We start from the raw sequence: 12,770 nt of genomic DNA on the forward strand, positions 1-12,770 counted from the left end.
TTTATACAATTCCTGCCTTTTCAAAATGCTTTTTTAGAAGTAATTTCCCAAGGAATGCTCCAACTATACACCCTACGACTGTAGCAGCTAATCCCACAAAAAACATAGGTCCAATGAGCATATTAAACACGGTAGAGTAGAGGTCTGCATAAGCTGATACCGCAGCTAAATACATATCTTTCATGAAAATAAGTGGTAATGTCATACCTAAATAAAGAAAAATCACCTGAACAGTAAAGCATAAAAGCATAGTAGAAAATTTACGACGATCCAGTTTATCCCACAATAACTCTGCAATTACAGCACCAATAGCAATTACTATTGCAACCCCCCAAAAACTCATAAGCTGCATAGCTGCCCAAATAAGTCCAAACAATAATACAACCCCTTTTTTATTTACTTTTGTGAATAAAAGCATAAATATCGTTCCCCATACAACAGCACAAGCAGCAAAAACAAATAGGCTGCCCGCCACAGTCATGCCTATGGGCGCTCCAACGCCAGCATAGACAAGAAACATAAGCACATACATAATGGCTGCTGTTATGTAATCGCGCACATTCATTTTCTCATTATTTTTTGTTCTTCTTTTCTTTACTTCCATTTCTTCATCCTCCTTAAATTAGTTGCAGCTAACCTTTTGCGTCATATAAAGACTTGGTCTGTATTAAAACCAAGCCTAAAAGCCAAAAACTGCTTGCCAATTAAAAAGTTTTGCGATTGTATTACAATACTGTAACGCTTTCTCTTTTGGCAATTCATGTTTAATGGGTTCAAAAATAACGGACCAGTAAGCTGTTAATATCATATGTATTTCATCTTCTTCAAGGCGAATAGATGAAATCTTTTTTTGATATGCAGTTTCTGTAAACACCATTGTCCGTTTAGTATGGTCTGCTACAAAATCATTTAAAAAGTCAGAATGAACAGAACCTTCCGCATAGCATAACAGCAATCGAAATCCATCATAATGCTCGTATAGAAATCCCATAATACCTTTTAATGTTTTTTCAGAACTGTCCCATACAGAACACATTTGATTTTTATCTAATTGCTCATAATCATATTGCTCTGTTTGCGACACTAAAGTTTCAACCGCTTGTAAAGTAGGAGATATTAGTGCTTCAAATAAAGCCTCTTTCCCTGAAAAGCGCTTATATAACGCTCCCGTTGTCACACCTGCTTTACTACAGATTGAACGTAAAGAAGCATCTGTAAATCCCTTTTCCAGAAATTCAGCTTTGGCACAGTCCAGTATTTTCGGATCAATACTACGATCTGGCAAAGACATAATGTTCCTCCTTTCTATCAGTCTGATAACGTTGTTACTAATAACGATGTTATCAGTATAGCAGTTATAATCTTCTTTGTCAATAGAAACTATATAATAGTTGGTTCAAACGAATTAGCACAAATCGGCAAGCAATGCAAACTTACGTAAGTTTGCCAATTACAGAGGATTTCCCGGAGACGGGAAATCCTCTGTAATGCTTGTTGGTGATACCTCCCCAAACCCCAAAGATCGCCACCTGCGGTGACGGCTGCGCGTTTCTTCGTAACGCTGAATACCCAAAGCAGGAAACAATTACTGCCGGTTCTGTTCCTCTTTCCTCTGTGTCTCATGCCCTTTATTAATAATTCACTTTCTTTAGTCAGTTGCTCTAATTGTCCGCAACTTATCCCCATTTCAGCGCATCTGCCTACTCTTCTTCGTCTCCCCACAAAACGTGCAGAAAAATCCTTATAAATACAGGCTCAATTTTGCTAAATTGCGGACATACACCATCCTTTTTCAGCTGCAATAGCTCAACTGATATCGGATAAACCGTATACACTCTCAATGGCAGAAAAAAACAGCCAGCCTTAATTGACTGACTGTCATATTCTCTGCACTCCATTATCAATATATATTAGTCACTACAACCTGATCTCTAACCCCACCGGGATTTCCTGCATCTCTTTATGTCTTCTGTGGATCTGTCGGATCATATTCACTGTTGCACCTTTTTCCCTGCCGTCATACACGATGATTGCCCGGTCGGAATGTTCCGCTAAATATCTATTTCGCTCTATATATATGCTCGGCTGATAATCCTCCTTCAAAACCGTGATATCGTCACATGAATCAAGGAGCGCTTTTATATCCTCCTGCTCCTTCATCCGATTCAATTTGTTACCATATGAAATAACTGCCGACATCTGGATCTCCGGATGATCTTTTTTCAGCTCCAGAACAATTTCCGCAAAAGCCCTGTCCACATTCCCTGTAAAACTGGACATGAATTTAACGAAACCATCATCCAGTGCCTTTACAATTTTCTCTTTTAGAACAGGCCTGATCTTCTCTGTCTGTTCTTCACTCATATCTCTGTGTCCTGTTATACAGCAGGTTTTCACCATCTGTAACTCCTCCATTCGATAGATTAAATCTTTTATTTTTCTCATTGTAATAGTTTTATTTTTTCAAGTCAATGCATCGTATCATCAATCTAAAAATATTAGACTACTCCTGTTTCATTATACCTTATTGCCAAGAAAAATAAGAGAAATATATAATGCAAAATGTCATTATCTATTCTTTTCTATGTTTTTCCCAACAGAATTATTTCTTTCACGTCCATTTACTATTCTCCGGTTTTCTGATTCTCCGGCGATTTTACTGACAATCTCCGGTGCTGTCTCAAAGATCTGCATAAGACGCATTGCAGTACCAGATGGCTGTGAAGCTCCACTGGTCCATAACCGTACAGTAAAGGGAGCAACATTCATTAACAGCGCAAAGCCCTTCTCATTTATCCCCAGTTTTTCCATCAGGGCTAATATCCTCTCCGCTTCGTAAACCGGACACCGAGCTGCTTCTGCAATCAGCTGTAATGCTGTCTGTTCTTTTTCCATCATCTTTGAAATCCCTCCTATCGTGTCTGTAAAGAATACGGCTGCCTTCTGTCAGATTGGATTTAATACCTCCAGCCTTATAATCCGTACCCAAAGCAGATAGATTGATAGATAGATTAGTATTTTGTTTTTTAGTATTTTGTATATTAGTATTTAATTGTGCCGGGGTATCCTGTATAGGCTTTACCTGTTCTGGATTTTCCTGATCAGGTGAAATCCCCCTTTCGCTATGGTCTAAAGGTCTCTCATGGATTGTATATTCAACGTCTCCCAACTGTCCATTTTTATAGCGAATGCGATGGCGTGTCAGATAGCCATGTTTCTCCAGTTCTTTCAAAGCTGTACTTATGGAATCAACGCCTTCTTTACAGATCTGCGCCAGTCCTTTTGTAGTATAATCCCAATCTTCCGGTAATGACAGCATCAGTGATAAAAGCCCTTTTGCTTTCAGCGACAATATCCTATTACGCAAATGATGATTACTCATAACCGTAAAATCCTTTGTTTTCTCTACCCGGAATACAGTCATGTAATCTCTCTCCCTTCTCTTCAAGATAAAATTAAAAAAGCCCGACAGTAAAACAAAATTTACCATCGGGCAACACACCGGAACCCATCCAGCAACGCAATTCCGGTTCATTTTTCGGTTAACAATCTAATGCCTGCTTTTTTCAGCAGACGGTCTATTTTGCCCCCGAGGGGCATATTACATAAATAAAGCCCGTAAACGTTAAATTTACGGGCTTTCCAAGCTCCCCCTGTTGGACTCGAACCAACGACAACTCGGTTAACAGCCGAGTGCTCTACCGACTGAGCTAAGGAGGATTATCTATTTTGACAACACAAATAATTTATCACAAATTCCCGTACATTTCAAGCACTTTCTAAATCTTTTTCCACATTTCTTATCTGCTCTCCACATTATCCACAAATTATCCCCGGGAATTGCATGCACTTATCCACAATATGAGGATAACTATCCCAAAAATCTAATTGGGGACGGGGGATTTTCAGAAATCCCCCGTCCCCAATTGATTATCCTTTCACCGCGCCTGCTGCCACGCCTTTGATAATATGCTTCTGGCAGGACAGGTAGAAGATGATGACCGGAATGACCGCCAGGATCAGCGCCGCCATAATCGCGCCCATATCCACGCGTCCGTAGCTTCCCTTCATATACTGGATCGCGATCGAGATCGTCTTGTACTTATTCAGATCCAGTACAAGGTACGGCAGGAGGAAGTCGTTCCAGATCCACATAGTCTCCAGGATCCCCACCGAAATATAGGTCGGCTTCATGATCGGGAGCACCACCCGGAAAAATGTCTGAAGCGGTGTACATCCGTCGATCAGCGCCGCCTCTTCGATCTCCAGCGGAATGGATTTGACAAATCCGCAGAACATGAAGACCGCAAGCCCCGCTCCAAATCCCAGATAGATAATGATGATTCCCCAGGGAGTGTTGAGTCCCGTCCTGTCTGCCACTAGCGACAGAGTAAACATTACCATCTGGAACGGCACAACCATGGAAAATACGCACAGAAGATACAGGACCTTTGTAAATTTCGTCTTCACTCTGGTAATGTACCAGGCACACATGGAGGTACAGATCAGGATCACCAGCACGGAGCCCAGGGTGATAAACACCGTCCAGCCAACTGCGCCTAAAAGCTCATATTTGTCGATGGCTGTCAGGTAGTTTTCAATGCTGTTCCAGGTTTTTTCTGTCGGCAGCCTGAACGGCTCTTTATTGATAAATACCTTTTTCTTAAATGAATTCATAAGCACGATCAGGATCGGCATGATGTAGACGATTCCCAGGATCGTAAAGATACCGGTTCCGGCTGCACTGAATATTTTTCTCTTTTTCATTTACTGCTGCACCTCCTTTGAACGGGTTGCCCGGAGCTGTACCATACCGATGGCTACCACGATGACAAAGAAGATAACCGCCTTCGCCTGACCGACGCCTTCCCATCCGGTACGTCCGTAGAAGGTATTAAAGATATTCAGCGCCATCATCTCAGACATCTTGGACGGTTCACCTGCTGTCAGCGACAGGTTCTGGTCGAAAAGCTTGAATCCGTTCGTGATAGAAAGGAACATACAGATGGTGATGGACGGCATCATCATCGGGATCGTCACCTTAAACAGCCGCTGGATGCGGTTTGCTCCGTCGATCTGCGCCGCTTCCATCACATCGCCCGGGATCGACTGAAGCCCTGCGATGTAGATGATCATCATATAACCAATCTGCTGCCAGCTCACCAGGATGATCAGTCCCCAGAACCCGTACCATTCATTCAGTCCCAGCGCTGTATGATACTTCGCCAGGATGCCGTTGAAGATCAGCTGCCAGATATACCCCAGCACGATACCGCCGATCAGGTTCGGCATAAAGAAGATCGTACGGAAAATATTAGTTCCCCGCATCTGCTGCGTCAGCGCCATGGCGAGGGCAAATGCGATCACGTTGATCACTACCAGTGACACCACGGCGAACAGAGCCGTATACCAGAAGGAATGACGGAATACGGTATCCTTAAAGGCCTCCACATAATTTGATAATCCCACGAACTTTGCGTCCGTGACGGTCGTAAATTTACAAAAGGAAAGCCAGATCCCCATGATAAAAGGTACGATAAAGCCCAGGATGAAAGCACAGAATGTAGGAAGCACAAAGATCGGCATATATCGCTTGATCGCTTTTTCCATATATTTTCTCCTCCTTTTAAAAAGCGGCGTTCAGCCCATCTTCTGCCCGCCGCTTCTTCTCTCATTTCATTTCTGCCAGATCCCTTGACTTGCTTATTCTGCTTCGGTATCTGCGGATGCTGCCGCTTCCGTAGCCCATCCGTCTACAAATGCACTTACTACTGCATCCCAGTTTGCGTCAGTCTGATCTGCCGCATATGCTGTCAGTGCGGATCCTACTCCGTTTTTCCACTCTTCAGAAGGCATGGTAGAGAATACCCATGTTACAGGAGTCTTTCCGTCTTCCATATATGCATTTGCCTCATTTACCAGTACATTTTCAGACTCAAGGTTTGATTTGAACGGAATTACAAATCCCATATCCTTGCACATTGCCTCTACACCTTCATCAGAGGTTACGCACCAGTTCATGAAATCCAAAGTAGCCTGAATGTCTTCCTCGGAAGCTTTTGAGTTTACACACCAGTAGTTCTCTGTACCTGTGCAGACGCCCTGGTTCTCTTCACCCTCTACGCCGATGTAGATCGGAAGGATTCCCAGATTCTCATCTCCCACATCCGCAATGTTGTTGTATTCCCAGGTTCCATTCTGGTAGAAGACTGCTTCCTCTGTTACAAACTCTGCGGTCGCATCGTCGGCTGTCTTCGTAGAGATCTCTGTAGGCTCACAGGTTGCATTGTTGATATACAGATCCCAGATCTGACGGTAATTGTCAAGATAGGTTCCCTTGATGGCATCTGTGTTGTCGATGCCGTCAGCCTGATACTCATAGTAGATCGGCAGGTTTGCAAGGTGGGTCTTAAATCTCCAGTCAGAAGAGCTGTCCATACCTGCGGATGTAAATGCGCTGAATCCAAGCTCGTCCTTTCTTGCAGTGATATCTTCTACGACTTTCTTAAAGCTGTCGAAATCTGTGATGTCTTCTGCTGTGTATCCTGCTTTTTCCAGCAGCGCCTTGTTGTAGATAATACCATAGTTCTCAATAACGTAGGCGATACCAGCCATCTTGTCGCCGTCCATCAGTGCGAAGCTGTCGTCCGTCAGCTCTCCTGCGATGTCGGAACCAGACAGGTCATAGCAGTAATCCTTCCAGCTTGCAAGTCCAACCGGTCCGTTTACCTGGAACAGCGTCGGCGCGTCTGTCTTTGCCATCTCGGACTTCAGCGTTTTCTCATATTCTCCGGACGCTGCTGTCAGGACTGTCACCGGCACACCTGTCTCTTCTGTATAAGTTTCAGCCAGCTCCTGCCAGTACTCATCTGCCTCAGGCTTGAAGTTCAGATAGTATACCTGGCCCTCTGCGTCAGAGCTTTCTCCTTCAGAAGAACTGGAGCTTCCGCATCCGGTCGCCAGTCCTGCTGTCATTGCCATGATCAGTAACACGGATAATAATTTTTTCTTTTTCATATGGTCCCTCACCTTTCCGGAAACTTTTGTTTCCTTTACTCTGGGATTATTATAGCAGTGCTGCAAAAACCTCCGTTATCAAATCGCAAACCTGGATTATCAAAAAAAATACTTTGGCGCCGGATCTCTCCGACGCCAAAGTGTTACTGCTCTTCCAGAAATTCCTGGATACTCTCATCTTCTCTTCTGGTAAATTCCTCCGCGCTGATCTTGCCCTGCGCCAGCTGCGGGAGGACCTCGCCCAGTGTCTCCTCCTGGAGGATCGAATTCCATTTTACCTGGTAATTGGGCACCAGCTGGGGCTCATCCTGATAAACCGCGATATAATCCCGCTCCGCCGGGATAAAACTCTCCGGATCCTTCGAAAATAACTCCTCCTTCTTCTCCTGGTTCAGCTGCGTCCGAAGCTTAAGAAATGCCACCGCACCTTCTTTAACCTCCTCGCTGTAGCTGGACACCACCGCCCAGCCAAAGGTTTCCGGCGATGAGATCAGCTTATTTTCCGGAAAGGACGAAAAACGCACCTTATCCTGCCATTCTTCCGGAATCTGATCCATCATCCAATATCCGTTGGGGATCATGGCCGCCTTTCCGGAAAAGAAATTCTCATAGGCCACGTCAAAATCAGAATACAGCGCATCCTGCGTTGTGTAGGCAAATAATTTCTCCAGCGTCCCGGCGATGCGCACGCCGCTTTCATTCTGATAGCTCTCCGGATAAAACTGCTGCATAAATGCCGCCCCTTCTTCTGTGGAAGCCGCTTCTGCCGTAGCAAAGAGCATCGGCGCCCAGGCCGTCCCTTCCGTGTGCAGCGCAAGGGGCGTGATCCCGGAGGCCTGAAGCTTTTCACAACAGTCCCAGAACTCTTCCCAGGTCTCCGGGAAGGACTGGATCCCTGCCTGCGCAAACAGCTCTTCATTCCAGAAAACCCCTGAGCAGGAGAAAGCCGCCGTACTTAAGGGGCCCAGATAGACACTGCCATCCTCTTCCGTACAGGATTCAAGCACCGCTGGTTCGATCATTGCCTGCCACTCCTCGTCTTCCTCAATATAAGAAGAAATCTCTTCAATCCGACCGTCCTGGATCATCATGTAGTAAAAGGCGGGCAGCATGCGAAGGTCTGTGATCACCGCAGGAAGCGTATCCGTTACATTCTGGCGTTTCAGGTTCTGCCGGTATTCCTCTTCCGTCTCCATGATCCACTCCACGTCCGCCTGCCATTTCCCGTCATATTTCTCATTAAACGCTTCCACCACATCTTCTTCATTTTTGATTCCTGTCGAGGAGTCAACGGTAAGGATAATAGGGATTGATACCTCTTCCTTTCCTGTATCCTCTTTTTCTGCCTGTCTGGCGCACCCTGCGCTTAACACAGCTGTCCCCAGGAGCACCGAGACCGCCTGAATACTTTTTCTTTTTCGTCCGTTTTTTCTCATAGATTGTTCTTCCTGCCCCCTCCGGGAATTTTTATCGTGCAGGTGGTGCCGTCCTCTTCTGCTTTGCAGAAAAATGCAGCTCCGTCCCCATATTTCAGCCGCAGCCTGGTCAGGATATTCACCACTCCATATCCATTCTTCTTATCTGCAAAGGTCTGCTGAAGCTCTGTTACCGGCAGTTCATTCATATGGTTGATCTTCTCTGCCATCTCTTCTTCCATCGGAGTCCCATTATTGTAGACGCTCAAATACAGCTCGTCTTCCTCCATATATACACGGATCCGGATCCAGCCGCCTTCGAAAATATCCTGGAAACCATATTTTACTGAATTTTCTACTAAGGGCTGCAGGATCAGCTTCAGCACAAACGTTTCAGAAGCATCCACCTGGCAGTCCACCTCATAGGAGAACAGATCCTTATTTCGGATCTGCTGGATTTCCATATAGCTCTTTACATTTTCCAGCTCATCCTCCACCGTCACGATCTCCTGGCCCTTGGCAAGAGACAGCCGCAGATATTTGGACAGCGCCTGTATCATCCGCATAGTAGTTTCTTCCTTATTGATCCGGGCCAGCATATAAATGGTATCCAGCGTATTATATAGAAAATGCGGATTGATCTGGCTGATCAGCATGTTCAGCTCTGTCGTACGCAGCTCCCGCTCCTGGGCTTTGATCTCTTCCAGCAGGCGCTGGATATTGCCCAGCATTTCATTATAAGAGTGTCCGATCTCATCCAGCTCTGTATTCGTATGCAGGTCGATCAGTCGGTCAAAATGGCTTCCGTCAAATTCCGTCATCGCCTTGCCAATAACCTGGATCGGTTTTGTAAACCTCCTGGAGAAATAAATACTGAGGACAGCAGCCAGAAGGATGACCAGGATATAGATTGCCGTCAGCACGAGAAATACCGGTCCAAGCCCCTTGCTTAACACACTGTCCGGGACATAGGAAAAGACCACCAGCCCGCTGTTTTTCTCACGGTATGCAGACAGAGCGCCGCCCCTGATCCGCTCTCCTTCCAGGAACATCCCTGCCTCTAAGGTCTCGTCGATCCGGTCTCCGATCTCCTTTTGCCGCTCCTCTCCCAGAGATACTTCTTCCGGCACAGAAGACAGGCAGAGCTGCCCGCTGCCATCCACGATCCCTACCGCAGCCTCGCTGGTCAGCTCCCGTCCCATACCGGTCACCTCTTCCAGAAATGCATTTCCCATTTTGAAAAACAACATTCCCGGCTCATGCACATAATCCATGCTCCTTACATATCTGCCGATGAACAGGGCTTCCTCCCCGGTGCCAAACAGTGTATCCTCCGCCCAGAACCACACGGTCCTGGAATAGGCGTCGCCCAGGTATTTCTCAAAGCCGCTGGCTTCCACATCCTCATAAGACAGACTGGAATAAGACCTGCTGTATACATTTCCCTTATTATCCACATAACAGTAATCCGCAATATTCTCCAGATCCACATACGCAAAGTATTTGCTTAGCGAAATATAGTTTACCTCTTCCAGTCCCTGGTTTTTAAGGCTTTGCTGTACGTCGTCGTACAGAATGCACTCTGCCGTCATCTCGTCGCTTTTCTGATACAGATTATCCAGCGAAAGGCCCATCCGCTCTGTCATAAACTGATATTTGTCAATAACTGACCTGGTCAGGCGGTTCCTGACGCACAGCCCTACCCCCAGATAAGAGAGAAACAGTGCTACCGCCAACAGGATGATCGTATATTTCAGATACTTTTTCTGTATCCCTGATCCGTTCTGTATCCATTGTTTCCATTTCATTGCTATTTATATTCCTTCTTATATTCACTGGGCAGTTTTCCAGTATACTGCTTAAACAAATGCGAAAAATAGGACGGATTGTGGATGCCCACCGCCTCGCAGATGTCCCCGATGCTGCCCCGTCCCATTTCCAGAAGTTCTTTTGCTTTTTCCATCCGCTTTTGCAGGAGATATTGTTTAAAGGTCATCTGGAACGTATTTTTGAATACCCTTCCAAAATAGACCGGATTCAGGTAAACATGGGCCGCAACTGACACAACCGACAATTCCTCGTCCTGAAGGTGCTCGTCAATATAGGCAGCCGCCTCTGCAAGATATCCTTCGAAAAGTCTTGTCTCATCCTGCTGCGAAACCCTCTGGCGCTCCTCGATCACATCGCACAGGATTTTATAGCACACATCCACAGTCCTTGCCGCATTCAGGATCTTCAGGTTGTTATAAAACTGCTGAAATTTCTCTTTGATATCTTCCGTCATTCCGTAGGACGCCTGCAGCATAATCTCTGTCTTCAGCATGACCCTGTGCATATACTGGCGCTGCTGCTCCTCCTGATCCGGGAGACCGTAGATAAACTGGACAAATGCCTCTTTCAGCTCCTTGGCACTGTTTTTACGAACTGCTTTAACAATCTGTTTGTCCCGCGCCTCCTGCCCTTCCGGCGAAGCTTTCTCTTCTATTCCATTCTCCGCCTCCATAAATGTCCCGGTGCCTGATGCTCTTGCCAGCTCAAAGAGCTGCTGTGCTTCCAGATAGCTGCGGCGGATCCCGGCAATCCCCTTATATGGCTTGGATATTACGGATACCACCTGGCTTTTCGTCTCTTTCTTCACCTCTTCCAACAGATTCTTCAGCTCTCCCACAGCCATTTTATTTTTGGTGCGTATGATAAATGCACTGCCAGAATCTCCTCCTTCAGCTCTCCAGTAAAAGAATTTCTGTCCAAATACTTCTTCCATCCGTTTAAATAGAGAAAACCGGGATGCTTCATAGTCCAGCGAGCTGATAATCTTGTATGCCAGGTCAATGTCTGCAAATACGGTAATAAAACGATCCTCGTTCCCAGGCATATCCTCCAGCGTCTGAAACACTTCTTCTACCTTTTCTTCCGGAATCTTTCCCTGCACATATTTCTGAACGACCACCTGCTGGAAGCTGGTCCCGTCTCCTACCAGCAGCTTCTCCCAGCTCTCATATCTGGCTTCGTATTCCATCTGTTCCATACATGTCTGATATGCATTCTGCATGGTTTCCCTTAGCTTTTCATCCTCAATCGGCTTCAGCAGATAAGCAAATGCCCCCAGATCACAGGCCTGCTGTGCATATTCAAAATCTCTGTACGCACTCAGCACGATGAACAGACATTCCAGATCCGTTTTCTGTATTTCTTCCATTACCATGAGACCGGTGATCTGCTTCATCCGTATATCGGTGAGGACCACGTGCGGCTTCACCTCTTTAATCACCTGGATTGCCTGCTCCCCGCTCTGTGCCGTGCCGGCCACCTTAAATCCCATGCCTGCCCAGTCATAGGTGTCCAGAAGCCCCCGGAGCAAAATAGGTTCATCATCTACTATTACAAGCCTTAATAATTCCATAAAAGTCCCTTCCGTGCATACATTAAGTCTATATTATCATATTTCAACTTTATTTTAATCCGGCATGGAAAAATTCTTTAGCAAAAATCATACCTGCTCTGCAAAAAATTAAACCTCTGTGAAATCCCTTCTTCCTATATTTCAGACAAAAATTGTATGAAATTTCCCGGCAAAAACCCGGCACTATTCTAAGCGCCGGGTTCTCTTATTTCCCATATGTCCTCCGGGAATTACAGCTCTATAATTTTTGCTTTATGATATATTTTAGGCAGAAATTTATTCAAAAGATCTGCTGTTTTCATTTTCAAATGGTCTGTATTGATTCCGGGATTACAGCCGAACCATTCAGCCTCTGCCACTTCTTTGTCCACGATCAGCTGCACATATTCATCCTCGTCGTTTACAAGTCCCATAACCGACGCCGATCCGGGCTTTGTTCCCAGATGTTTTTCCATCAGTTCTCCGGACGCAAAGGAAAGTCGTCCAACCCCCAGCTTTTTCCCAAGCGCTGCCGTATCCAGCTGTTTTTTAGCCGGCATTACCACCAGGAAGAAGCTGGTTTTCTTCTGATTACAGAGAAAAATACTTTTCCGTACTTCAGTTCCTAATGCCTGATCGATTTCCAGACATTCCTCCATCGTTTCCACCACATCATTTTCCACACGCTCATAAGGAAGTTTCAATTGATCAAGCAGCTGAAAGACTTTATCTTTTGTAGCATTTGTTCCCTTCTCGGGAGCAGTGGTGTAAATTTCGCTAATATACGGCATACAAATCCCTCCTATGTGTACTAATGTATAAAACTATCTTTTATTGTACCAGTAGACTGAACAATTTTCTAGAAAAAATAAAAAGCAGTATCTTTTTTGATACTGCTTTTGCATTTATATATATTTTAAATACTCCTGCTATCTTATGTACCTTCAAAACTGCAT

11 protein-coding genes, 1 tRNA gene and 1 pseudogene are annotated in these 12,770 nt (G+C 45.3%); all 13 read right to left on the bottom strand.

Translation table 11 applies throughout. The features are described 5' to 3' along the window. Position 1: 1 nt before the first annotated feature. Positions 2–604 carry an MptD family putative ECF transporter S component gene (locus BKD12_RS03880; RefSeq protein WP_070088010.1) on the bottom strand — a complete coding sequence of 201 codons (603 nt, stop codon included), beginning with the start codon at positions 602–604 and terminating at the stop codon, positions 2–4. A gap of 75 nt (positions 605–679) precedes the next feature. Beyond that, the gene (locus BKD12_RS03885; protein ID WP_070088011.1) at positions 680–1,291 is read right to left on the bottom strand and encodes a TetR/AcrR family transcriptional regulator; all 612 of its coding nucleotides are present in this window, start codon (positions 1,289–1,291) and stop codon (positions 680–682) included. Positions 1,292–1,917: 626 nt separating this feature from the next. Beyond that, positions 1,918–2,364: an SLOG family protein gene (locus BKD12_RS03890; RefSeq protein ID WP_242872698.1), complete on the bottom strand. Its 447-nt coding sequence runs from the start codon at positions 2,362–2,364 to the stop codon at positions 1,918–1,920. Between the two features lie 204 nt (positions 2,365–2,568). Continuing rightward, positions 2,569–2,811: a helix-turn-helix domain-containing protein gene (locus BKD12_RS03895; protein WP_330385526.1), complete on the bottom strand. Its 243-nt coding sequence runs from the start codon at positions 2,809–2,811 to the stop codon at positions 2,569–2,571. A gap of 202 nt (positions 2,812–3,013) precedes the next feature. Next, a pseudogene (locus tag BKD12_RS17185) lies at positions 3,014–3,424 on the bottom strand (helix-turn-helix domain-containing protein); the annotation flags it as partial. A gap of 223 nt (positions 3,425–3,647) precedes the next feature. Next, positions 3,648–3,720, bottom strand: a tRNA-Asn gene (locus BKD12_RS03900). 210 nt (positions 3,721–3,930) lie between these two features. Beyond that, positions 3,931–4,767, bottom strand: coding sequence for a carbohydrate ABC transporter permease (locus BKD12_RS03905; RefSeq protein ID WP_070088014.1), 837 nt, complete (start codon positions 4,765–4,767; stop codon positions 3,931–3,933). Beyond that, entirely contained in the window at positions 4,768–5,610 is an 843-nt protein-coding gene (locus BKD12_RS03910; RefSeq protein ID WP_070088015.1) for a carbohydrate ABC transporter permease, read from the bottom strand. It abuts the gene before it with no gap. 93 nt (positions 5,611–5,703) lie between these two features. Then, positions 5,704–7,017: an ABC transporter substrate-binding protein gene (locus tag BKD12_RS03915; RefSeq protein WP_070088033.1), complete on the bottom strand. Its 1,314-nt coding sequence runs from the start codon at positions 7,015–7,017 to the stop codon at positions 5,704–5,706. Positions 7,018–7,160: 143 nt separating this feature from the next. Next, positions 7,161–8,453 (bottom strand): ABC transporter substrate-binding protein, encoded by a 1,293-nt coding sequence (locus BKD12_RS03920; protein WP_070088016.1) that lies wholly within the window; start codon positions 8,451–8,453, stop codon positions 7,161–7,163. Then, on the bottom strand, positions 8,450–10,240 hold the full coding sequence (locus tag BKD12_RS03925) for a sensor histidine kinase (RefSeq protein ID WP_070088017.1): 1,791 nt from the start codon (positions 10,238–10,240) through the stop codon (positions 8,450–8,452). The genes BKD12_RS03920 and BKD12_RS03925 overlap by 4 nt, the downstream gene beginning before the upstream one ends. Before the next feature lie 2 nt (positions 10,241–10,242). Beyond that, positions 10,243–11,835: a response regulator transcription factor gene (locus BKD12_RS03930; protein WP_070088018.1), complete on the bottom strand. Its 1,593-nt coding sequence runs from the start codon at positions 11,833–11,835 to the stop codon at positions 10,243–10,245. Between the two features lie 230 nt (positions 11,836–12,065). After that, positions 12,066–12,605 (bottom strand): prolyl-tRNA synthetase associated domain-containing protein, encoded by a 540-nt coding sequence (locus BKD12_RS03935; protein ID WP_070088019.1) that lies wholly within the window; start codon positions 12,603–12,605, stop codon positions 12,066–12,068. Positions 12,606–12,770: the final 165 nt, after the last annotated feature.

The sequence above is a fragment of the Merdimonas faecis genome, assembly GCF_001754075.1.
Taxonomy (GTDB): Bacteria; Bacillota; Clostridia; order Lachnospirales; family Lachnospiraceae; genus Merdimonas; species Merdimonas faecis.

Coding starts and splice junctions, on each gene's coding strand:
- BKD12_RS03890 (WP_242872698.1), bottom strand. CDS start 2,364: ATGAGTGAAGAACAGACAGAGAAGATCAGGCCTGTTCTAAAAGAGAAA.
- BKD12_RS03930 (WP_070088018.1), bottom strand. CDS start 11,835: ATGGAATTATTAAGGCTTGTAATAGTAGATGATGAACCTATTTTGCTC.
- BKD12_RS03925 (WP_070088017.1), bottom strand. CDS start 10,240: ATGAAATGGAAACAATGGATACAGAACGGATCAGGGATACAGAAAAAG.
- BKD12_RS03885 (WP_070088011.1), bottom strand. CDS start 1,291: ATGTCTTTGCCAGATCGTAGTATTGATCCGAAAATACTGGACTGTGCC.
- BKD12_RS03895 (WP_330385526.1), bottom strand. CDS start 2,811: ATGGAAAAACTGGGGATAAATGAGAAGGGCTTTGCGCTGTTAATGAAT.
- BKD12_RS03935 (WP_070088019.1), bottom strand. CDS start 12,605: ATGCCGTATATTAGCGAAATTTACACCACTGCTCCCGAGAAGGGAACA.
- BKD12_RS03905 (WP_070088014.1), bottom strand. CDS start 4,767: ATGAAAAAGAGAAAAATATTCAGTGCAGCCGGAACCGGTATCTTTACG.
- BKD12_RS03910 (WP_070088015.1), bottom strand. CDS start 5,610: ATGGAAAAAGCGATCAAGCGATATATGCCGATCTTTGTGCTTCCTACA.
- BKD12_RS03915 (WP_070088033.1), bottom strand. CDS start 7,017: ATGAAAAAGAAAAAATTATTATCCGTGTTACTGATCATGGCAATGACA.
- BKD12_RS03880 (WP_070088010.1), bottom strand. CDS start 604: ATGGAAGTAAAGAAAAGAAGAACAAAAAATAATGAGAAAATGAATGTG.
- BKD12_RS03920 (WP_070088016.1), bottom strand. CDS start 8,453: ATGAGAAAAAACGGACGAAAAAGAAAAAGTATTCAGGCGGTCTCGGTG.